This window comes from Rhodococcus sp. 06-418-5, assembly GCF_002258285.1.
In the GTDB taxonomy this organism is placed as follows: domain Bacteria; phylum Actinomycetota; class Actinomycetes; order Mycobacteriales; family Mycobacteriaceae; genus Rhodococcoides.
The window spans coordinates 36,607-57,821 of the sequence record NZ_NOYE01000009.1 but is presented as its reverse complement, the minus strand read 5'-3'; the positions used below and the strand labels follow the sequence as shown (position 1 = coordinate 57,821).

At 64.9% G+C, this 21,215-nt stretch carries 23 protein-coding genes and 1 tRNA gene; 8 read left to right on the top strand and 16 right to left on the bottom strand.

Translation table 11 applies throughout. The annotated features are described in order from the left end of the window. Positions 1 to 11: 11 nt before the first annotated feature. The 4 genes from CH274_RS29895 to CH274_RS04175 all read right to left on the bottom strand — a co-directional run bounded on the left by CH274_RS29895 (position 12) and on the right by CH274_RS04175 (position 1,689). Positions 12 to 467, bottom strand: a complete 456-nt coding sequence (locus CH274_RS29895) for a nucleotidyl transferase AbiEii/AbiGii toxin family protein (RefSeq protein ID WP_306436593.1) — start codon at positions 465 to 467, stop codon at positions 12 to 14. Further along, the gene (locus CH274_RS29890) at positions 370 to 633 is read right to left on the bottom strand and encodes a hypothetical protein (RefSeq protein ID WP_306436596.1); all 264 of its coding nucleotides are present in this window, start codon (positions 631 to 633) and stop codon (positions 370 to 372) included. Before CH274_RS29890 ends, CH274_RS29895 begins: the two co-directional genes overlap by 98 nt. After that, positions 633 to 1,226, bottom strand: a complete 594-nt coding sequence (locus CH274_RS04180; RefSeq protein ID WP_094656847.1) for a type IV toxin-antitoxin system AbiEi family antitoxin domain-containing protein — start codon at positions 1,224 to 1,226, stop codon at positions 633 to 635. The genes CH274_RS29890 and CH274_RS04180 overlap by 1 nt, the downstream gene beginning before the upstream one ends. Positions 1,227 to 1,617: 391 nt before the next feature. Next, positions 1,618 to 1,689, bottom strand: a tRNA-Thr gene (locus tag CH274_RS04175). 92 nt (positions 1,690 to 1,781) lie between these two features. Here CH274_RS04175 and CH274_RS04170 point away from each other — a divergent pair. Then, positions 1,782 to 3,245, top strand: a complete 1,464-nt coding sequence (locus CH274_RS04170) for a threonine/serine ThrE exporter family protein (protein WP_032396059.1) — start codon at positions 1,782 to 1,784, stop codon at positions 3,243 to 3,245. Between the two features lie 10 nt (positions 3,246 to 3,255). Here the strand turns inward: CH274_RS04170 and CH274_RS04165 are convergent, their stop codons facing one another. Together CH274_RS04165 and CH274_RS04160 are read right to left on the bottom strand one after the other, a co-directional pair. Beyond that, the gene (locus CH274_RS04165) at positions 3,256 to 3,516 is read right to left on the bottom strand and encodes an MbtH family protein (RefSeq protein ID WP_008710007.1); all 261 of its coding nucleotides are present in this window, start codon (positions 3,514 to 3,516) and stop codon (positions 3,256 to 3,258) included. Positions 3,517 to 3,606: 90 nt separating this feature from the next. Then, positions 3,607 to 4,416, bottom strand: coding sequence for an alpha/beta fold hydrolase (locus CH274_RS04160; RefSeq protein ID WP_045196859.1), 810 nt, complete (start codon positions 4,414 to 4,416; stop codon positions 3,607 to 3,609). A 92-nt stretch (positions 4,417 to 4,508) separates the two neighbouring features. Here CH274_RS04160 and CH274_RS04155 point away from each other — a divergent pair, with 92 nt between their 5' ends. Continuing rightward, the gene (locus tag CH274_RS04155; RefSeq protein WP_094656846.1) at positions 4,509 to 5,036 is read left to right on the top strand and encodes a general stress protein CsbD; all 528 of its coding nucleotides are present in this window, start codon (positions 4,509 to 4,511) and stop codon (positions 5,034 to 5,036) included. 30 nt (positions 5,037 to 5,066) lie between these two features. Further along, the gene (locus tag CH274_RS04150) at positions 5,067 to 5,720 is read left to right on the top strand and encodes a hypothetical protein (RefSeq protein WP_094656845.1); all 654 of its coding nucleotides are present in this window, start codon (positions 5,067 to 5,069) and stop codon (positions 5,718 to 5,720) included. A gap of 143 nt (positions 5,721 to 5,863) precedes the next feature. On the opposite strand, the gene CH274_RS04145 is transcribed toward CH274_RS04150, so the two are convergent. The 4 genes from CH274_RS04145 to CH274_RS04130 all read right to left on the bottom strand — a co-directional run bounded on the left by CH274_RS04145 (position 5,864) and on the right by CH274_RS04130 (position 10,483). Continuing rightward, positions 5,864 to 6,352, bottom strand: a complete 489-nt coding sequence (locus CH274_RS04145; RefSeq protein ID WP_094630303.1) for an FBP domain-containing protein — start codon at positions 6,350 to 6,352, stop codon at positions 5,864 to 5,866. 1 nt (position 6,353) lies between these two features. Further along, the gene (locus CH274_RS04140) at positions 6,354 to 6,920 is read right to left on the bottom strand and encodes a TetR/AcrR family transcriptional regulator (RefSeq protein ID WP_094656844.1); all 567 of its coding nucleotides are present in this window, start codon (positions 6,918 to 6,920) and stop codon (positions 6,354 to 6,356) included. Positions 6,921 to 6,989: 69 nt separating this feature from the next. Then, the gene (locus CH274_RS04135; protein ID WP_094656843.1) at positions 6,990 to 8,738 is read right to left on the bottom strand and encodes an ABC transporter ATP-binding protein; all 1,749 of its coding nucleotides are present in this window, start codon (positions 8,736 to 8,738) and stop codon (positions 6,990 to 6,992) included. Further along, positions 8,735 to 10,483, bottom strand: coding sequence for an ABC transporter ATP-binding protein (locus tag CH274_RS04130; RefSeq protein WP_179275636.1), 1,749 nt, complete (start codon positions 10,481 to 10,483; stop codon positions 8,735 to 8,737). Before CH274_RS04130 ends, CH274_RS04135 begins: the two co-directional genes overlap by 4 nt. A gap of 105 nt (positions 10,484 to 10,588) precedes the next feature. Here CH274_RS04130 and CH274_RS29070 point away from each other — a divergent pair, with 105 nt between their 5' ends. The 3 genes from CH274_RS29070 (at position 10,589) to rsgA (ending at position 13,427) form a co-directional block, all read left to right on the top strand. Next, positions 10,589 to 10,762 (top strand): hypothetical protein, encoded by a 174-nt coding sequence (locus tag CH274_RS29070; RefSeq protein ID WP_008710019.1) that lies wholly within the window; start codon positions 10,589 to 10,591, stop codon positions 10,760 to 10,762. A gap of 51 nt (positions 10,763 to 10,813) precedes the next feature. Next, positions 10,814 to 12,262, top strand: coding sequence for an alpha,alpha-trehalose-phosphate synthase (UDP-forming) (locus CH274_RS04125; RefSeq protein WP_094656842.1), 1,449 nt, complete (start codon positions 10,814 to 10,816; stop codon positions 12,260 to 12,262). Positions 12,263 to 12,410: 148 nt separating this feature from the next. Then, complete coding sequence (gene rsgA, locus CH274_RS04120; protein WP_094656841.1) at positions 12,411 to 13,427, top strand: ribosome small subunit-dependent GTPase A; 1,017 nt, start codon at positions 12,411 to 12,413, stop codon at positions 13,425 to 13,427. A gap of 1 nt (position 13,428) precedes the next feature. Here the strand turns inward: rsgA and CH274_RS04115 are convergent, their stop codons facing one another. Beyond that, the gene (locus CH274_RS04115; protein WP_032396068.1) at positions 13,429 to 13,659 is read right to left on the bottom strand and encodes a hypothetical protein; all 231 of its coding nucleotides are present in this window, start codon (positions 13,657 to 13,659) and stop codon (positions 13,429 to 13,431) included. Between the two features lie 154 nt (positions 13,660 to 13,813). On the opposite strand from CH274_RS04115, the gene CH274_RS04110 reads away from it, so the two are divergent. Next, the gene (locus CH274_RS04110; RefSeq protein ID WP_094656936.1) at positions 13,814 to 15,229 is read left to right on the top strand and encodes an MFS transporter; all 1,416 of its coding nucleotides are present in this window, start codon (positions 13,814 to 13,816) and stop codon (positions 15,227 to 15,229) included. After that, on the top strand, positions 15,226 to 15,627 hold the full coding sequence (locus CH274_RS04105) for a MarR family winged helix-turn-helix transcriptional regulator (protein ID WP_045196871.1): 402 nt from the start codon (positions 15,226 to 15,228) through the stop codon (positions 15,625 to 15,627). Before CH274_RS04110 ends, CH274_RS04105 begins: the two co-directional genes overlap by 4 nt. A 3-nt stretch (positions 15,628 to 15,630) precedes the next feature. Here CH274_RS04105 and CH274_RS04100 read toward each other — a convergent pair whose 3' ends face one another. The 5 genes from CH274_RS04100 to dnaK form a co-directional block, all read right to left on the bottom strand. Next, a complete protein-coding gene (locus tag CH274_RS04100) occupies positions 15,631 to 16,392 on the bottom strand; it encodes an FAD-binding oxidoreductase (RefSeq protein WP_045200378.1) in 762 nt (253 codons plus the stop codon). Between the two features lie 517 nt (positions 16,393 to 16,909). After that, positions 16,910 to 17,326 carry a heat shock protein transcriptional repressor HspR gene (locus CH274_RS04095; protein WP_045196872.1) on the bottom strand — a complete coding sequence of 139 codons (417 nt, stop codon included), beginning with the start codon at positions 17,324 to 17,326 and terminating at the stop codon, positions 16,910 to 16,912. Next, entirely contained in the window at positions 17,326 to 18,501 is a 1,176-nt protein-coding gene (gene dnaJ, locus CH274_RS04090; protein ID WP_045196873.1) for a molecular chaperone DnaJ, read from the bottom strand. The genes CH274_RS04095 and dnaJ overlap by 1 nt, the downstream gene beginning before the upstream one ends. Before the next feature lie 30 nt (positions 18,502 to 18,531). Next, positions 18,532 to 19,164, bottom strand: a complete 633-nt coding sequence (gene grpE / locus CH274_RS04085) for a nucleotide exchange factor GrpE (RefSeq protein ID WP_032396072.1) — start codon at positions 19,162 to 19,164, stop codon at positions 18,532 to 18,534. Further along, positions 19,161 to 21,005 carry a molecular chaperone DnaK gene (dnaK, locus tag CH274_RS04080; protein ID WP_032376212.1) on the bottom strand — a complete coding sequence of 615 codons (1,845 nt, stop codon included), beginning with the start codon at positions 21,003 to 21,005 and terminating at the stop codon, positions 19,161 to 19,163. Before dnaK ends, grpE begins: the two co-directional genes overlap by 4 nt. Between the last annotated feature and the right edge of the window lie 210 nt (positions 21,006 to 21,215).

Below are 21,215 nucleotides of genomic sequence, written 5' to 3'. Positions count from 1 at the left end.
GTTACGGGCCTTTACCGCAAGACTGTTTCATGCGACTGCAGGACTAACGTATCGCCAGCGCCTGCCATGCCCGGGCCACAAGGTTTGCCGCTTCGCGCGCTGTCACGGTCAGCCGCGTCTGCCCCCGACAACTGACTCTCCCAATCGCATTCGGTCGGTATGTCCGCGAACTGCCACTGCCCTGGCAGCTTGTTCGTGGGCCCGAACCTTTGATACAAATCGGCCACGTCCGGCTCGAATGCTTTAATCCGACTCAGTGCCCACAAGTCCCACAGATCACGCGACGCTCGCCGATCACACCAGGTGGCTGTCTTACCCGCAACGAACGCGGGCCGCGTGGGCACCGTCAACTCAGCTCCGAGTGCATCCTCATACCGCTGCTCGAGCTGCCGGTTCTCGAGAGGCCATGCTGGGTGCCCTTCCGCCGACAGCAACTGCACCTTGACCGCCCTCACTGAGACGACCATCGACCAGATGGGTCCGGGCCAAGGCTGTTCCGCCGATGAACACAATCCGATCCGCGAAGTGCGCACTCAGATAGCCGAGCAGGTGCGAGATCAGGTGATCCCGCTCGACCTGTCCACGCGCGACACCGAATTGCGCGGCCACCGAGGCCAACTCGTCGGGATTCACTACTTCTCCCCCAACCGAGCCTGCATCCGCAACAGTGTCGTTCGCATCTTCTGAGCCTCGGCGATCTCGGCTAACACTTCTGGTTCGCACCGTCGATACAACTGCTCCACCGCCGGCCACACCTCACCCTCGGCGTCACCGAGACCCGGACGCTTCACCAGATCCAACACCGTCTGCTCCGCAGTAGTCACCAGCACCGGACCCAACTCGGTATCGATACGCTCCGCATCCAGACGTGCAGTGTCGCGCACGACGAACCGAACCAGCGCCTGACGATCCGCCAACCGAATCGGATCGTGGCGTGTCGGCACAGCTACTACAGCAGTCGCCAACGCACGCGGAATCACACCGTGCAAACGGGCCGCGCTGACACCCATCACGAAGGCATCGTCGGCGCTGTAGGCCGCCACCGCGATACCGGCCGCCGCTGCCTCCAAACCCGGCATCCACTCGGTCCCGACCCGATCGTCGGGCACCGCCACGTAGAAGCCCGTCGCCACCCGATGCAGCAGACCCAAATCCATCAGGCGCGCGAGCTCGGCCCGCGGGTGCGCGTAGATCTCGGCCGCCGTGGCGGCACGCACCATCCGCATCGGAAGCCTCGCAAACTCGGGAGCTAACCCGGCCTGACGGCGTCGAATACTGCCCGCAGTCACGGACACTTCCATCGAGTATCGGATACGTAGGGTATTAGCCTACGAAACCGACACTGATTCCAACACTGCACCTCGACCCGGGCAACCTCCCGCACAGTCCGACTGCATCCACCTACATCCACATGAATGCTCACCGGTGAGTTGGCAACGAGTTGTGACACTCTGTGACACCGAACGCCGAATCGAGCCGACGAACCGGCAAATCCCCAGCTCACAAGCGACTCATAAACCCAGGTGGACGAACCGGGCTCGCGCAAGAAACGAGCGGCCACAACAGGCCAAAAAGAGACGGCCCCAACCGTTTTCGCTGGTCAGGGCCGTCCGAAAGAGCCTCCTAACGGGATTGAACCGTTGACCGCTCGCTTACAAGGCGAGTGCTCTACCGCTGAGCTAAGGAGGCAGTGAAGCGAGGCAATCATATCCGTTCATCGGACGCTCAGTGTCAACAGGTACCTTGTCGGTGGATCACCCCAGCAACGTGTAAAGACGGTCATGACTTTCCTGCAAGACCTGACGGCTTCGCTGAGCCGTCTCACCGGTGAGCGTCGGGCCACCATCGATACACCGACCGCAGCACCGTCGCCCCTTCGTCCGATCGATCTGACCGACGATGCGTCGGTTGCGGAGGTCCTCGATCTCGCGGTTCGCGTCGGCGAAGTTCTGTTGGCCTCGGGCACGGCAGCGATGGATACGGCAACTCAGGTGCAGTTCATCGCCGCGACGTACGGCCTCGCACGGTGCGATGTGGACGTCACGTACAACTCGATCACTCTCAGTGCGCACCGCGGCCCGACGCGTCCCCCGGCGTCGACGATGCGCATCGTGCATTACCGGTCGATGGACTTCACGCGGCTGGCCGAGGTCGACCGTCTCATTCGCGCCGTGCGCGTGAAGATGGTGCCGCCTAGTGCGGCGCTCGAGCGGCTCGACGAGATCACCAAGGCTCCGCACCCGTACAACCGATGGATTGCGACTCTGGCGTGGTCCGGTATGGCCGCGGCCATCAGTGTGCTGCTCGGCGGTGGCGCGCTGGTTGCTGTGGTCAGCTTCCTGACGACGATGGTGATCGACCGCATCGGACGCGTACTCAACCGCGCGGGCCTGCCGTTCTTCTTCCAGCAGGTCGTCGGAGGCTTCGTGGCTGCGACACCGGCGATCACCCTCTACAACTTCCAGGACCAACTGAACATCGACATCTCGCCGTCGCAGATCATCGCGGCCGGTGTGATCGTGCTGCTCTCGGGTCTCTCGCTCGTCGGCTCGGTGCAGGACGCGATCACCGGTGCCCCGATCACCGCGGTGTCCAGATTCTTCGAGGTACTGATGATGACCGGCGGCATCATCGCCGGCGTCGCGACATCGCTGCGGTTGGCTGCGCTGATCGGCAGTGATCTACCGCAGATCAGCAACCTGGCCCCACCGGACATCCTGCAGGTCCCCACCAAGGTGATCGCCGGCGCGGCAGCGTCACTGTTCTATGCATTGGCCTGCTACGCCGAACGTCGTGCGCTGACGGCTGCATTCATGGGCGGCTTCGCGGGCTCGCTGGTGTATCTGCTCTCGCAGACTCTCAATGTGGGACCGATCATCGCCTCGGCCATCGCCGCTACCGTCGTCGGATTCGCAGGTGGTCTGTTGGCACGTCGTGCGCTGATTCCGCCGCTGATCGTCGCCGTCGCGGGCATCACTCCACTGCTCCCCGGCCTGGCGTTGTATCGCGGTCTGTACGCGATCCTCAACGACCAGCTACTGCTCGGCATCAGCTCGTTGTTCGCAGCGTTCGGCGTCGGCTGCGGTTTGGCCGCGGGTGTGACACTCGGTGAGTGGGGTGCCCGAACCCTGCGTCGACCACGCATTCTCGCGCGCACCGAGGAACTACTGCGCCCGACGCTTCGCCGCACAGAAGAACCGCGCCGACCGACAGTTCGTCGGCGGCGCGGTACGAGTCCTTCGTAGAAGGCGGAGCTCAGGCCTCGGTGCTGGGGGTTCCCTCAGCGGATGCGCGTGCAGCAGCGTCGGCCTCCATGGCCTCACGCAGGCTGCGCGGACGCATGTCGGTCCAGTTCTTCTCGACGTACTCCAGGCACGCGGCGCGGGTGTCTTCACCGAAGACGACACGCCATCCCTGAGGGACCTCGGAGAACGTCGGCCACAGCGAATGCTGGTCTTCGTCGTTGACCAGCACGAAGAAGCGTCCGTCTTCGTCATCGAACGGGTTGGTACTCATCTCGCCTCACTCGTCGCGAACGTTTGGTTGGTAAGTCTGCACCGTGAGGTGCCACACGACCCTAGCAACGCAGGTCGGGCCGTGGTGCCGTCAGGCCTTCAAGAAGCCGAGCAGTTCGGCGTTGACGGCCTCGGGACGCTCGAGATATCCGTAGTGCCCGGCGTCCGCGATCTCCACGTACCGGGCACCGGGGATGGCGTCGGCCAACTCCTTGCCCAAGTAGGGCGGGATCATCCGATCGTCGGCGAATCCGACCGACAGACACGGCACCGCCACCCCGCGATAGGCGGCAGTTCGATCGAAATCGTCCTCCATGCCCAGCTGAGCGCGCACTCCGGCGGACGGTGAGGAGGCAGAGAACTCGAACAGGTCCAGCCAGTCACGCGCCCCGCGAGAATCGCGCAACGTCGCAGGCGACAGGTTCATCACCGCGGTCACCGCAGCAGAGTAGGTGCCGGGAAGCTCCACACGCTTGTCGTAGAGGGCTCGTTCACCCTGCGCAAGTGTTTTCTGGAACTCGTCGACCCGCGCGTGGCCGGCGAGGAACACGGCTTTGCGAACCAGGTCGGGCCTGCTCAGCGCAAGCTCCTGCGCGACGCGTGAGCCCATCGACGTTCCGACGACGTAGGCCTTCTCGTCACCGTTGCGGACGAGCTCGATCAGACCGGCGGTGTCGGCGACCATGTCCTCCATGGTGATGCCGTGTGTGCTCTCCGACGAGGGAGCGATGCCGCGATTGTCGAACGTGCACACCCGGTAGCCCGCTGCTGTGAGCGCCGGCACCTGATGCAGCTCCCACACACGACCGGGGCTGCCGGTGCCCATGACGAGAACGACCAGGTCTCCACTGCCCTTGACCTGGTAATTGATGTCGATGCCGTTGATCTTGGCGATTGGCATACGTCTCCTTACTGCTGATTCGTCCGTCGGGGATCGTATCGTCCGATACCGACGTGGGGTTACTCGAACAGCCAGTGGGTACCTGGTGTTACATGACTGACGAGAACGTAGCGGGCGAAGCACGCAAGGGATTGCTCGACGGAATCAAGGGCAAGGCCAAAGAGGTCGCGGGTGCGGTGACCGGCAACGACTCGTTGACAGCCGAGGGCCAGTTGCAGGCCGCGCAGGCCCGCGAGCGCAAGGAGGCCAATGCCACGGAGCGGGTCGCCGAGGCGCAGGCCACCGAGGCCGCCGAGGAGCTGGCCGATGTGCGCACCGCGGCGGAGAGCCGTCGGGAAGCCGCAGAAGAGAACGCCGCGGTCACCGAGGCCAACGCCGATCGAGTTCGCCAGACCAAGCTCGCCGCCGCCGAACAGGAGAAGCGCGAGGTAGTGGCGCAGGAGCGCGCTGCAGCCGAGGTCGACGCGACCGCCGAGCAAATCGAGGCCGACGAGGATCGTCGCATCGAGCAAGCCGCGGCCGATTCCGACGAGATGGTGGCCGCACAGAAGCACCAGGAAGCACTTCGTCAGGCCGAAGCCGATCGCAAGAAGGCCGAAGAGCTCCGCAACCAGGCCTGAACCACTACCTCATACCAGGAGTTTCGCTTCATGAGCGTTTTAGCCATACCACTGACCATCCTTCGCATCCAGTACAAGATCGCCCGAATTCCGTTGCAGCTCATCGAGACCAACGTCGTCGAGAAGATGAATGCAGAAGCACCCGCGCGACTGGTGTACGAGCACACGCTCGGATCGCTGGACCGCGCCGTCGGAAATCTGTTGGGAGACAAGAGCCTCGCCGACCGCGGCGAGACCCTCGTCGACAGCACCGAGAACCGCGCCGAGGCAGCACGTCTCGACGCCGAGGCTCGGGCCAAGAAGGCCGCGGCCGACGACGAACTGAAGGTCGCTCGCGAGACGGCCGAGAAGGATCGCCGCGCAGCCGACGCCGCCGCGCAGGAAGCCGCACGTGACGCCCGCCAGGAGGCCGAGCAACGCAAGCGCGAGGCCGCTCAGGACGCCGAGCGCAAGGCCGCTGCGGACAAGAAGAAGGCCGACGAGCAGGCCGCTGCCGCCGCGAAGGCCGCCGAGGATCGCAAGAAGGCTCAGCAGGCCCAGGTCGACAAGCAGGAGAAGCTGGCCGCTGCGCCGTCCGAGGCCGAATTGGCCGAGGCCGCCGAGCGTTCCGACGAAGCTGCCGCCAAGAAGGACGAGGCGGAGCGCATCGAGAAGCTGTTCATCGCGGAGAAGAACAAGGACTGACTTCGGTCTTGTCGGCGAATGACGTCGACCGGTCCTATCTCCGACAGGACCTCACACCCTTCTTGCCGACTGCGCGCCCCTACTCGCATCAGAGTATGGGCGCGCAGTGGTCGATCGGGGCGCGCGGTCCCACCATCAGTTGATCAATCGAGGACGCGAGCGAGAAACGCGGCGATGTTGTCTTCGACTGCCGCGGTTCGTGTCGGGACGTCGAAGTCCTCTTTGAACTGACGGCCCAGCGCCGGGGTCTTCTTCTTGCGTGCGTAGAGCGAGCAGGCGAGGTCCGAGCAGATGTAGGTGCCCACCGTGTTGCCGCGCCTGCCGGATTCGCCTGCTTTCGCGGCAGCCATCAGAGACACTCCGCCGTTGGCGTGCGTGGTGAGGCAGATGCTGCACATCTGCGCCGTGCGCGGACCACCGACTTTGTAGCGCAACGAGATTCCGCGCAGGCGATCCTCCGAAGGAACGACGATGTAGCTCCTCCCGGCGAGCTTGGGATCGACCCAACCGAAGAAGTCGAGATCGTCCCACGGCACAGCGTCGAACATGTCGGGAAGGGAGAGCCGACCGGCGTCGCCCTTGGACGAGTTGACGAACGACGACCTGATGTCGCGTTCGGAGATCGGTTCCATGTCACTGCCTCCAGTGCTGTAAGAGTGTGTCGATTCCGTCGAGGATGCGGACCCAGGACTGCTGCGAGTCGGGGGCACTGTGATCGAACGAGCCGGCCGCATCGAGGCTCGAGTAGCCGTGAAAGACACTGCCGAGCAATCGAACTGCGTGTACCTGATCCTCTTCGCCGAGGTCGTACCCGCGGAGAATCGCCTTCATCATCGCCGAGTGACGCACTCCCGCACTCGCGAGAGCGGTCTCGTGATCGAGTGGAAACTGCGTCGCTGCATAGCGACCTGGATGTTCGCGCGAATAGTCGAGATACGCGTTGGCGACGGCAACCAGAGCGTCCTTGCCCGCTCGGCCTGCCAGGGCCTCGGACACCCGATCGGCCAGTTCCTCCAACGCCAGCAGCGCGATCCCGACGTTCAACTCGTGCGAGTTCTTCAGATGCGAGTACAGGCTCGCCACCTTCACGTCGAAGCGTCTGGCTATCTCGCTGGCAGTCACGCGATCGAAGCCGACCTCATCGGCCAGATCCGCTCCTGCCTCCACGATGCGCTGCGCGGTCAATCCTGCGCGTGCCATGCCGGCCTCCTCGTCGATTCGAGGACACCGTAACCAAAACTAATAGCTTTAGGCAAATCCCTACATCGATCAACGGCCTTGCCACGCCTCCCACAACTGTGCGTATCGTCCACCGGCCGCGACCAGCTCCTCGTGCGGACCCTGCTCCAGAATCCGGCCGTGCTCCAACACCACCACGCGGTCGGCCGCAGCGGCCTGCGTCAGGCGATGCGCGACGATCAACGTGCTGCGTCCCTTCGTGGCCGCCTCGGCGGCGGCCTCGAGATCGCGAGCACCGGAACTGCCGGCTTCCGCGGTGGCCTCGTCCAGCACCGCGACGGCGGGATCGGCGAGAACCAAACGTGCCAAGGCCAATTGCTGCGATTGTGCCGCGGTCAACTGGTGCCCACCCTCACCGACCGCGGTGTCGAGTCCGTTCTCGAGCGCCTCGACCCACCCCCACGCTCCGACGGTACGCAGCGCGGCTTCGACGTCGTCGCGACCGGCAGCCGGTGCGGCGAGCCGCACGTCGTCGATCAATCGGCCGGCGAACACGTGGACCTCCTGACTGACGATCGCCACATGTCGTCGTAACCCGTCGCTGCCCAGCGCATCCAGTGATGCTCCGCCGACACGAACCGTCCCCGCCGTCGACGCCATGGATCCGGCCGCGATCGCCGCGATCGTGGATTTGCCTGCACCGGTGGATCCGACGAGTGCGACGGTCTCGCCGTCACCGACCCTCAGGTTCACCCCGTGCAGCACCTCGTGCCCGGACTCGTACTCGTGCCGCAGATCGGTGACGTCCAAGGTGGCGTCGGCGGGCACGGAACCGTCGCCGACCGGTCGCTCGTCGGGGATGTCGATGACGCCGACCAGACGCGCCAACGACGCACCGGCGGACTGGATGTCGTCGAACGTGAACAGCAGGGTGCCGATCGGATTGAACAGGCGATGGAACAGCAGTGCCGCGGCCGTCGTCTCGCCGACGGTGACGTAATCGCCTCGTACGAGCAGGAATCCGGCCAGCAGGATCACCGACAGTCCGACGCACTCGGCGCGGTTGCTCCGAGATCCGAAGCGGGTGAACAGGCGGAACACGTCGACGCCGATGTCTCGGGCCTTCGCCGACGCTCGGTCGATCTCGCTCAGGTGCGCCGACTCGAGTCCGTACGCACGAACGGTTTTCGCGCCCTGCATGCTGCTGACGAACGACTGTGCTCGCTCACCCATCGCGACGCGTTCGGCCGCGTACTTCGGCGCCGAGCGCGGCAGATACCACCGCAGCGCGAGGACGTACATCGGCAGCGCGACGAGCCCCGCCAGGCCGAGCCGCCAATCGATGCCGAGCATCGTGATCATGCTCAGACACACGAGCAGGATCGCACCGACCAGCTGCGGGATCACCTCGCCGATCGACTTGGCCATCACCGCGACGTCGTCGCCCACCCGGGAGAGCAAGTCGCCCTTGCCCACTCGCTCCAACGTGGCAACGGGCAGATGCAGCGCGCGGCGCACGACGGCCTCACGCAGCGACGCCAGAATGCCCTCACCGAGAGTGCTGATGAGATAACCGCTGAAACCGGTGACGATGCCGCCGATCACCGCGGCCACCGAGATCACGACGACGACACCGATGATCGTCGACGTGTCGGCACCGTCGCGAACACGGTCGACCAGAACACCCAGCACGTAGACCGGTACCAGCGACATGGCCGCGGCAACCGCGCCGAGCAGCAGCGTCACCGCGGTGCGAACTTTCCGCAGACGCAGCTGTTCCAGCAGCCACCGACCGGAGCGAGCACCGGTGGCGATGGGAAGAAGTTCGGGGGCGGTCATCGCAGCACCGCGTCCTTGTACTGCGCGTCCGAGGACGCGAGATGGTGGTGCGTGCCCTCGGCGACGACGCGACCGTCGTCGACGACGAGAACGCGATGGGTCACCGACAGCAACGCGGGGCTCGTGGTGATGAGGATCGTTGTCTGCGAGCCTCGTTCGGTATGTCGAAGTTCGGCGATGCCGCGGGCGATGGCGTGCTCGGTGACGGCGTCGACGGCCGTGGTGGGGTCGTGCAGCACCAGGACCGGTGCGTCGACCGACAGTGCGCGCGCCAACGCCACTCGCTGGCGTTGGCCGCCCGACAGGCTGGCTCCGCGGTCGGTGACGGCGTGATCGAGACCGGCCTCGTGCAATTCGACGACGTCGGTGGCCGCGGAGGCGTGCAGCACGACGTCGAGTTCGGCGTCGGGCCGCTCCCGGCCTGCGGTGACGTTGCTGCGGACGGTTCCCGCGAACAGGTCGGTGATGTGGGGTTCGACGAGCACGGTCTCTCGGGCGCGTCGAAGATCGATCTCTCCCGCCGTGATGTCGCCGATACGAACCGATCCGGTGTAGTCGGCGTCGGAGATCTGACCGGACAGCAGCGTAGCGAGCGATTCCCCGTCCTGCGGCCGGTACGTGACCACGCCGAGCATCTCGCCCGGTTCGGTGCGGAACGTGAGACCGTCGAGCGATCGGAACCGAACGTCGTCGACGGCAAGATCTGTGTCTATCGGAACCGTTGACTCGGACTGCGGTAGAACGTGTTCCGCGCCGAGTACGAGGGCGAGCCGATCGGCGGATCCGCGCACCATCGCCACCACGCCGGGGATCTTCGACAATCCGGTGAGAGGTTCGATGACGAACTGAGCGAGGCCGATGACGGTGATCAACTCACCGACCGAGATCCGGCCCTGCAATGCGAACCAGCCGGCGGTACCGGCGATCCCGACGGCCAGCAACGCGTTGACCGTTGCCGACAGGCCCTGATAGACGTTGTTCGCGCGAGCGAGCTTCAGAGTCGCAGCCAACGCTGTTCGACTCGATGTCACGAATCGCTGCGTCGCGGCATCCTCGGCACCGATTCCGCGAAGCGGCCGGACACCGCTGACCAGATCGGTTGCCATACCCGACACCCCGGCCACCTCGGCCTGCTGCGCAGTGGCAGCACGGGTGAGTAACGGAGCGAGTCGTTGCAGCGCGATGAGGATGACCGGTGTCCCGATGACGACGGCGAGACCGAGCGGAACGTCGATCACGATCAGCGCGACGGCGGACGCGACGACCGCCACCGCGGACGCGAAGACCCGTGCGATCAGATCGAGGATCCAGGACTCCTTCTCGGCGTCGGACGTCGAGACCGTCAGCAACTCGCCCGCCGACAACTCGGTACGCACACCCCGCGGATCGAGGACGCGACCGGCGACCTCCACGCGCACCAGGTGCGCCTCCCGCTCGATGGCGACCACGATGATGCGGGCACCGATCCGCCACGCGTACGACAGGGTGACGAACAAGGCCGCCAGACCGACCAACGAGAGCACCATCGCGGTCACATCACCGGTGTCGACGGCCCGCGAGACGATCAGTCCGATCGCCACCGGGACCATCGTTTCGCACAGTTGATGCACCCCGAACAGCAGCGACGAGACGATCAGGCGGGTGCGATGCCGTCGAACGGTGCGACGCAGAATTGCGGAGCCGGTGGCCGGAGAGGGCACCTCCACCACTGTCCTAGCACGGCGGAGCGGCACAGAAACGGTCATTTGCTGCAGCCTAGGGCATCGGGAACTGGCGATGGGGTGCCACATTTACATAGAGTCGGGACCAACGAACCCCGTGTAAGCCCAGCAGAGAGTACGGAGAACACCATGCCTGCCAAGACCTCAACCGACAACGACATCGCCGACGAAGACATCGTCCCACTCGAATACGAGACGGCCAGCCAGGCTCAGCGCGTCGTCGCGGCCTACGCGACCGATGCCGACGAGTGCCGCATGTTGCTGTCGATGTTGGGTATAGATCCCGTAGCGAAGACCGACTGACGCTCTTCGCAGGACTGTTTACCCAAGGATCTACAAGCGGATTGGACAGTTGTGGCTGACGCCTCGCAGGGTTCGGATTTTGTCGTCGTAGCCAACCGGTTGCCGGTCGATCTGGAAAAGCTCCCGGACGGGAGCACACGATGGAAGCGAAGCCCTGGCGGGTTGGTCACCGCTCTCGAACCGATTCTGCGTGCCAACAAGGGCGCGTGGGTGGGGTGGGTCGGCGTCTCGGACGTCGACGTCGAGCCGTTCGTCGAGGACGACCTGCAGCTGCGGCCGGTGCCGATCAGCGAGAAGGAGTACACCCAGTACTACGAGGGCTTCTCCAACGCGGCACTGTGGCCGCTCTACCACGACGTCATCGTCAAGCCGGAGTACGACCGCGACTGGTGGAACGCCTACGTCGAGGTGAACCGTCGCTTCGCCGAGAAGACATCCGAGGCCGCGGCACAGGGCGCGACGGTCTGGATTCAGGACTACCAGCTCCAGCTCGTCCCGAAGATGCTGCGGATGCTGCGCCCCGACCTGACCATCGGATTCTTTCTGCACATCCCGTTCCCGCCGATCGAGCTGTTCATGCAGATGCCGTGGCGCACCGAGATCGTCGAAGGACTGCTCGGTGCGGACCTCATCGGGTTCCACCTGTCCGGCGGTGCTCAGAACTTCCTCTACCTTGCCCGACGCCTCGCCGGGGGAACCACGTCCCGCGGAACCGTCGGAGTGCGGTCGAAGTTGGGCGTCGTGCAGGTCGGCTTCCGGACCGTGCGAGTCGGCGCGTTTCCGATCTCCATCGATTCCGGTGACCTCGACACCAAGTCTCGCTCCAAGGCCGTCCGTGATCGGGCCAAGCAACTGCGCAAGGACCTGGGCAACCCCAAGCGCATCATGCTCGGCGTCGATCGCCTCGACTACACCAAGGGAATCGACGTTCGGCTCAACGCGTTCCGCGAACTGCTCGAAGAGGGCCGCGTCGATCCGGCCGAGAACGTCATCGTGCAGTTGGCGACGCCCAGCCGTGAGCGCGTCGAGAGCTACGTCGCCATGCGCGGTGAGATCGAGCAGCAGGTGGGCCGCATCAACGGCGAGTACGGCCAGGTGGGCCATCCCGTGGTGCACTACCTGCACCGGCCCATCCCCCGCGACGACCTGCTGGCCTACTTCGTCGCCGCCGACGTCATGCTGGTCACCCCATTGCGCGACGGCATGAACCTGGTCGCCAAGGAGTACGTGGCCTGCCGCAGCGATCTCGGTGGCGCACTGGTGCTCAGTGAATTCACCGGTGCCGCAGCCGAATTGCGACAGGCATACCTGTGCAACCCGCACGACCTCGACAGCGTGAAGGACGCGATCATCGGAGCCCTCGAGCAGGACCCGGAGTCGGGCAAGCGTCACATGCGCGCCATGCGCAGGCAGGTTCTCGCCCACGACGTCGATCGCTGGGCGCGCTCGTTCCTCACCGCGCTCGCAGCGCCGGCGGAGGGCACCAACCTCACCCGATAAATTCGCTTTCCTTCGACCCGTCGACGGCTGTAACTTTGCCGTCGACGGTTTCTTTTTGTGTATTCCAACAGTGAGGAGGTGGGCATCGTGGCCACCTGGACGAGCGCACACCCGAGCCCACGTCACTCCTCTCCGAAGGAACCCTCGCATGTCCTCTCTACTTCACTACGGCCTCGATCGGCACTGGCTCGATGAGTTCGAAAAGCATTCTCAGGACGCAGTTCTCGCCCGCATAGTTCGCGTCGACCGCGGCGGATTCGACGCCGCCACCGAGAACGGAATCGCTCGATGTACGGGCGGTGCCGTCTGCACCGGGGATTGGGTGGCACTCGACGGAGAATCGTTCCGGCTGATCGCCATCCTGCCCCGCCGCACGGCCGTCGAACGCGCCTCCGCCGGAACCACATCCGACACACAGGTTCTCGCAGCCAACGTCGATACCGTCGTCGTCACGGTCGCGTCGGACACCGACCTCGACCTCGGTCGCGTCGAGCGCTACATCACCCTCGCCTGGGGCAGCGGCGCTGTTCCCGTCCTCGCGATAACCAAGACCGACAGCGGAAGCGTCGCCGAAGAAGTGTTGTCGTCCGCCGCGCCGGGCGTCACCGTGTGCAGCACCAGTGCAGTATCGGACGGCGGAATCGATTCGCTGGCAGCACATCTGCGCGGCACGGTCGCCCTGATCGGCCCGTCGGGATCGGGCAAGTCGACACTCGGCAACGCTCTGTTGGGCGGTGCGGTTCTCGCCACCGGGGCGACCCGCGAGGGCGACGGCAAAGGCAGGCACACGACGGTGCATCGGGAATTGGTGCCCATCGCGGAGAGAGAACTGGTGCTGCTCGACACGCCTGGACTACGTTCGGTGGGCGTCCAAGGATCGGAAGACGCTGTGGCGAGTGCCTTCTCCGACATCGACGAACTCGCCGCGTCGTGTCGATTCGCTGACTGCGCGCACGAACGCGAACCCGGGTGCGCGGTACTCGCCGCCGTCGACGCGGGCGAGCTCACCGAGAGACGGTTAGGCAACTACCGAAAGCTGTTGCGGGAGAACGCCTGGGCCACCTCCAGGCACGATGCACGAGCACGCAGCGAGAAGCTGCGTGAGTACAAGCAGATCTCGAAGTCGCTGCGCCAGAAGTACGCAGTCGACGGTAGAGGGCGGTAGGTCAGCTCTCGTCGAACAGTGAGGGGCTGTCGGTCTCCGTCTCGGCCTGCCGAGCCGAACCTTCACTGTTCGACGCTTTGCGCACCACCTCGACCGTGGTGGTGCGTACCGACAACCGATGACCGTCGTGATGCTCGAGCAACGCCAGACCCTGACGGATCTCGAGCACCTTCCACGGGCCGGCATGCCCGGACGCCTGAACCAGGTCGCCTGGTGCGATCTCGGAAGCCACTGTTGTTCTCCATTCAGCGAGCAATCGGGTTCGAGCAAGTCTGTGACACACACCCTATCGGGCCTGCCTGGCCCGCATCTCACTTGCTCGTCGAACAATTTAGGAGTACTCATGTAATAGTTGTAGATATACAAGCATTATCGTGGAGGTGAACGTGGCCGAGTTGACTCGACGACACCGATATCTCGTGCTCGGCATCTGCTGCCTGAGCCTGTTCCTCGTCAGCACCGACAACACGATCGTCAACGTCGCGCTGCCGTCGATGCGCGCGGATCTGAACGCATCGGTCTCGGGTCTGCAATGGATCATCGACGCATACACGCTGGTCGTGGCATCACTGTTGATGCTCGGCGGCTCGATGGCCGACAAGTACGGCCGCAAGCGCTTCTTCCTGATCGGCACCGGAACGTTCGTCCTCGGCTCCCTGCTGTGCAGCATCGCACCGTCGCTCGGCTGGCTCGTCGCCTTCCGCATGCTCCAGGCAATCGGTGGCTCGATGATGAACCCCGTCGCGATGTCGATCATCACCAACACCTTCACCGATCCGAAAGAACGCGCAGGAGCGATCGGCATGTGGGGTGCCGTCGTCGGCATCTCGATGTCGGCCGGCCCCGCCCTCGGCGGAGTCCTCGTCACCGGTGCCGGTTGGCAGTCGATCTTCTGGATCAACGTTCCGATCGGAATCTTCGCGCTGGCGATGACACTGAAGTTCGTCCCGGAATCCAAAGCCGAACACTCACGCAAATTCGACCCTGCAGGCCAGTTCCTCATCTTCGCGTTCCTCGCGTCCCTCGTGTTCACCATCATCGAAGGTCCCGCGAAGGGTTGGGGATCCCCGCTGATCGTGTTCACCGGCGCCGTCGCCGTCGGCTCTCTCGTCGGACTACTGCTGGTCGAGTCGCGGATCGAGGAACCGCTCATCCAACTGAAGTTCTTCAGGAGCGCACCCTTCAGCGGAGCGACGGTGATCGCCGTGTGCGCGTTCGCATCCCTCGGCGGATTCCTGTTCCTCAACACCCTCTACCTGCAGGACGTGCGCGGATACTCACCACTGCACGCCGGTCTCTACACCCTGCCGATGGCGTTGATGACCTTGATCTTCGCGCCGATCTCCGGTCGCATCGTCGGCACCCTCGGAGCGCGCATTCCGCTGCTCGTCGCCGGAGTCGGCTTCGTGGCCTCGGCACTGATGCTCACCCGACTGACTCCGACGACGTCGTTCGCATGGCTGGCCGTCGCATACGTGATCTTCGGAATATCCTTCGGCATGGTCAACGCCCCGATCACCAACACCGCGGTGTCCGGAATGCCACGCAGCCAGGCCGGAGTGGCATCTGCCATCGCATCGACGAGCAGGCAGGTGGGTCAATCGCTCGGCGTGGCCGTCGTCGGATCCATCGTCACGGCGAGCATCGTCGGCGAGATCTCCGCCGGCTTCACCGCCGCCGCGGTCCCTGCCTGGTTCGTCATCGCAGGCGCAGGCGTGATCGTCACCGCGCTCGCAGTGGTCACCACCGGCCGATGGGCACGCGCAACCGCCGATCGAATCGACCAACCGGTGCTCGTATGACCGGCGATGCAGCACACGTCTGGCGCGAGATGCGCGCACTGATGCTCGAGAAGCACGACACCCGACGAGCCGTCGCCGACGCCACCGGGATGAGCTTCCTACGAGCAAAGCTGCTGACCAAGCTGCTCACCGGCGATCGGACGATCACCGAGCTGGCCGAGATCCTCGCCTCCGACGCGCCGTACATCTCGCTCAACGTCCGCGAACTCGAGAAACGCGAGCTGGTTCTGCGTACCGAAGATCCCGAGGATCGCCGACGCCGCATCATCGGACTCACCGACACCGGACGTCTCCTCGCCGAGAAGGCCCGAGCGATCGCCGACGCCCCGCCACCGGAATTCACGACAGTTTCCGCCGAAGACCTGGCGCATCTGCGTCGGATTCTGCAGCTGCCCTGATGTTCAGAGGACAGTGCTCGAGCGGCGGATGGTGTCGAGTGGGGTGCCGATTTCGACGAGCGCGCGCACGGTCGCTGCTTCCATACCCGGTGAGCCGCAGACAAGGATCTGGCGATCCGGGAACGGCCCCTGCGTCGCGACGACGTCGGCCACACTGCCCTCCCAGCAATGCTCCGGCTCGAAGAACGATGCGCTGGAACCGATCTCGGCATGAATGCGGTCGTTCCACCGATCCGACGCCCACGGCTCGTGCAACTGATCGACCACGGGTACCACCGTCAACCACCGGAACTCCGCCGCCATCAGCCACAGCATGTCGCCCGCATACAGATCACGAGGCGACTTACCGCCGACGAAGAGCGTCACGTTCGGCGGCTGCTCTCGACGTGTGAGGTCGAGCAGAATCGCCCGCAACGGAGCGAGACCGGTCCCACCCGCGATCATGACCACATCGCGCCCCGAATCGTCGACATGGAGACCACCCTGCGGATCGCTGATCTGCCACACATGACCCGGCCGCGTCTCGTTGACGATCGATCCGCTCACCCAACCGGCAGGCACGGCTCGAACATGGAATTCCAGCTTGCCGTCTCGAGAAGGCGGCAACGCAGGTGAGTACCGCCGCGTCAGAGCAGTGTTCTGAGGAACCGTGACCGACACCGACTGGCCCGCCCGAAACGGCACCGCGTCGCCCTCGAGTCTGATCACGGCGAGATCGTTCCGAAGACGGTGATACTGAACGACCGTCGAACTCCACGCCTGCATGCCGACCAGAATAGGGGTCGGCGCCGGGTGTCTCGCAAACGCGCGCGCGTTGGGCGGGCGCGTCGGGTGGGCGCGCGTCGGGGTCGAGGTCGAGGTCGGCGCGCGTCGGGGTCGAGGTCGGGGTCGCGCGTCGGGGTCGGGCGCGCGTTGGGGTCGCAAACGCGCGCGCATTCGCTGAACGCGCGCGAAATGGCGACCGAATCACCGGCAAAACTGCACGCACCTGACAAAAGCGCGCGCGTTTGCAAGGATGTGCGCCCGAGACACCCATAACGCAGCCCCCGTGAACCGAGCCCGACCCGCGCAGCCCCGCCCAGGTTCGCTCCCTCAGCACCACTCGCCACCGCAAACGCGCGCGCATTCGCTGAACGCGCGCGAAATGGCGACCGAATCACCGGCAAAACTGCGCGCACCCGACAAAAGCGCGCGCGTTTGCGAACAGACGGGGCCGAAACTGCGCGCACCTGACAAAGGCGCGCGCTTTTGCGAACAGACGCGGGAGAAACGTGAAGCGAAGCTAACGCTGGTGGCGCGGCTTCCAGACCACGAGAGCGTTGCGCTGGATCGGCACCAGGTCGCGGCGATAACTGGCGTGCACGTTGGCCAAATCCTGAGCCAACTCCGAAACCCGTGCCTGCAATGCCTCGACCTGATTGGTCAGCTCGATGATGCGCTTGATACCGGCGAGGTTGACGCCTTCGTCCTGCGAGAGTCGCTGCACTTCACGGAGCAGTGCGACGTCACGCGGGGAGTAGCGTCGACCGCCGCCGGTGGTGCGGTGCGGGGTGACCAGTCCGAGCCTGTCGTAGGTGCGCAGCGTCTGCGCGTGCATACCGGCCAGCTGTGCCGCGACGGAGATCACGAAGACCTGGGCGTCGGGATCAGCTTGACCGCCACCGGCTTTCGCGGATCCACCCTCGGGAGGGACCGACATCACACACCTGCCCACCCGGCCCGCGGGTCGAATCCGCTGGCCTTCTCGGCTTCCAGATAAGTCTTCAGAGCGTCGGTGGCAGCATCGTCCAGTTTTTGCGGGACGGCAACTTTGACGGTCACCATCAGATCGCCGGTACCGGACTTCTTCGGCACACCGCGACCGCGCACACGCAACACTCGGCCGTCGACGGTGCCGGGTGGAACCTTCACTCCCACGCGACCGTCGAGGGTGGGCACCGACAACGTGGTACCCAGCACCAGTTCGCCGTAGCTCACCGGAACGGTCACCGTCAGGTCGTCGCCCGTGCGGCCGAATACCTTGTCGGGCTTGACCCGTACGGTCACGAACAGGTCGCCCGACGGCGCGCCGCGCAGGCCTGCTTCGCCCTGACCGGCGAGTCGCACCTTCTGGCCGTCACTGATGCCGGCCGGGACGCGCACGGTAATGGTCCGGGTGCGGTTCTGCACTCCGGTTCCGCGGCAGTCGGCGCACGGGTCGTCGATGATGGATCCGCTTCCGCGGCAGTCGTCGCACGGCTCACTGAAGCCGAACGCGCCTTGGTTTCTGTTGACGACGCCTTGGCCGTTGCATCGGGGGCACACCCGCGGGCTGGTTCCGGGCTTCGCGCCGCTGCCGTGGCAGGTGGTGCACGAGGACGGGCTGGTCAGCTTCAAAGGGACCGTGACGCCCTGTGCCGCTTCACGGAACTGCAGTGAGGTCTCGGTCTCGACGTCGCTGCCGCGTCGGGGCCGGTTGCTCTGGGTGCGCTGCTGCGCGCCGCCGCGATTGAATAGGCCGCCGAACAGGTCGCCGATTCCGCCGTCGCCGCCGCCCTGACCGAATATGTCGCCGACGTCGAAGGTCTGGCCTCCACCGCCGAATCCGCCTGCACCGGGCGAGAATCCACCGCCACCGCGGCTACCGAATCCGCCCGAGGCGAACAGTCGTCGTGCTTCGTCGTATTCCTTGCGCTTGGCCGGGTCGGCGAGGACGGCATGCGCCTCGCTGACCGCCTTGAACTTGTTCTCGGCCGAGGCGTTGCCGGGATTGGCGTCGGGATGGTTGTCCCTGGCCAACTTTCGGTACGCCTTCTTGATCTCTTCTGCAGTCGCGCTGGAGGAAACGCCCAGCTCCTTGTAGAAGTCCTTCTCGATCCACTCCCGCTGGCTCACCGGGCGTTTCCTCCTCTCGCTGTTTTCTGTCTACTGCTCGTCGGACGCAGGTGCATCCGATTCTTGCGCTGCACTGTCCACGACGCCGACCATCGCGGTCCGCAGGACGCGCTCGCCGAGCTTGTAGCCCGGACGCATCAGCGTCCCGACGACCGGACTGCTGCCGTCGCCCTCGTGGGAGACGGCCTCGTGGATGGCCGGGTCGAAGGCGTCGCCCTCGGCTCCGAAGGTGGTCAGGCCGATGTTCGAGAACACCCCTGCCAACTTGTCTGCCACTGCCTTGAGCGGTCCGGTTTCGAGATCGCCGTGCTGGCGAGCTCGCTCGAGGTCGTCGAGAACCGGAAGGAGCTGCGAGACGACGGACGCCTTGGCGTTCTCCGCTCCGGTCTGCTTCTCGCGGTCGGTGCGACGCCGGTAGTTGGCGTACTCCGCCGAGACGCGCTGCAGATCTGCGGTGAGTTCTGCGACCTGAGTGTCACGCGGGTCTTCCACGACGTCACCGTCGACGGTCCCTTCGTCCACCGAGTCGGGCTGGGGCGCAGCCCCGGTGCCCACCAGGGGCTCCGGAACTGCGTCACCTTCCCGTACTTCACCGGTCTCGGGATCGATCTTTCGCTTGTCCACGAAAGTGACCGGTTCTTGCTCGGTGTTCTCCGACGTCACTTCTTGTCCGTGTCGTCGGCGGGCTCGTCGACAACCTCTGCGTCGACGACACCGTCGTCAGCGGCCTGGGCGCCACCCTCTGCGCCGCCCTGCTCCTTGGCCTGAGCCTCGTAGATGGCGGTGCCGAGAGCCTGCGACTCGGTCGAGAGCTTCTCCACGGCGGTCTTGACTGCCGAGATGTCGCTGCCCGCGAGAGCCGTCTTGGCGTCGGCGATAGCGGTTTCGACGCGTCCCTTGAGCTCGGCGTCGACCTTGTCCTCGTTGTCCTTGACGAACTTCTCCGTCTGGTGGACGAGGGACTCGGCCTGGTTGCGGACCTCGGCCTCTTCGCGACGAGCCTTGTCCTCGTCTGCGTGAGCTTCCGCGTCGGCGACCATGCGGTCGATCTCTTCCTTGGACAGGCCGGAGCCGTCCTGGATCTTGATCGTGTTCTCCTTGCCGGTGCCCTTGTCCTTGGCCGTGACGTGCACGATGCCGTTGGCGTCGATGTCGAAGGTGACCTCGATCTGCGGGACGCCGCGAGGAGCCGGGGGCAGCTCGGTCAGCTCGAAGGAGCCGAGGAGCTTGTTGTGCGAGGCGATCTCGCGCTCACCCTGGAAGACCTGGATCTGCACCGAGGGCTGATTGTCGTCAGCGGTGGTGAAGGTCTCGGAACGCTTCGTCGGGATGGTGGTGTTGCGCTCGATGAGCTTGGTCATGACGCCACCCTTGGTTTCGATACCGAGGGACAGCGGCGTGACGTCGAGGAGCAGAACGTCCTTGACCTCACCCTTGAGCACACCGGCCTGCAGTGCAGCACCGACGGCCACGACCTCGTCCGGGTTGACGCCCTTGTTGGGCTCGCGTCCACCGGAGAGTTCCTTGACCAGCTCGGAGACGGCGGGCATACGCGTCGAACCACCGACGAGCACGACGTGGTCGATGTCCTTGACGGCGATGCCGGAGTCCTTGACCACTGCCTGGAACGGCGCACGGGTGCGGTCGAGCAGGTCGGAGGTGATCTTCTGGAACTCCGAGCGGCTGAGCTGCTCGTCGAGGAACAGCGGGTTCTTGTCGCCGTCGACCGTGATGTACGGGAGGTTGATCGAGGTGCTCTGCCCGGAGGACAGTTCGATCTTCGCCTTCTCGGCAGCCTCACGCAGACGCTGCAGAGCCATCTTGTCCTTGGTCAGATCGATGCCGTTCTGAGCCTTGAACTTGTCGACGAGCCAGGTCACGATGCGCTCGTCCCAGTCGTCGCCACCGAGGTGGTTGTCGCCGGACGTCGCACGGACCTCGACGACGCCGTCGCCGATTTCCAGGAGCGAGACGTCGAACGTGCCGCCACCGAGGTCGAACACGAGGATGGTCTGCTCGCTGTCGCCCTTGTCCAGTCCGTATGCGAGAGCTGCCGCGGTGGGCTCGTTGACGATGCGCAGGACGTTGAGGCCGGCGATCTGGCCGGCTTCCTTGGTGGCCTGACGCTGTGCGTCCTCGAAGTAGGCGGGAACGGTGATGACCGCGTCGGTGATTTCCTCACCCAGGTAGGCCTCGGCGTCGCGCTTGAGCTTCTGCAGCGTGCGCGCGGAGATCTCCTGAGGGGTGTACTTCTTGCCGTCGATCTCCACGGTCCAGTCCGTGCCGACGTGGCGCTTCACGGAACGAATCGTGCGGTCGACGTTGGTGACCGCCTGGTTCTTCGCGGGCTGGCCGACCAGCACTTCACCGTTCTTGGCGAAAGCGACGATCGACGGGGTGGTGCGTGATCCCTCGGAGTTGGCGACGACAACCGGTTCGCCGCCCTCGAGGACGGACACGACCGAGTTGGTGGTCCCGAGGTCGATACCGACCGCACGAGCCATAATGTTTCCTCCTGTTGTTGCGTGGATTCAGTCCCTGGGTGAGCGAACTCCACTCAAGTTTGCATAACGCGATCTGTCGCGTCAACTTCCAACTTGAGCCTCATCCACTCAAGGCTGCTGACCTGCACAACGGAGGGTGTGGCGAATTTGTTCCCGAGGGAGCGGCTGCGCCGCACGTGCATGGAAATTCGGTGCCTGCTACGAACTTCT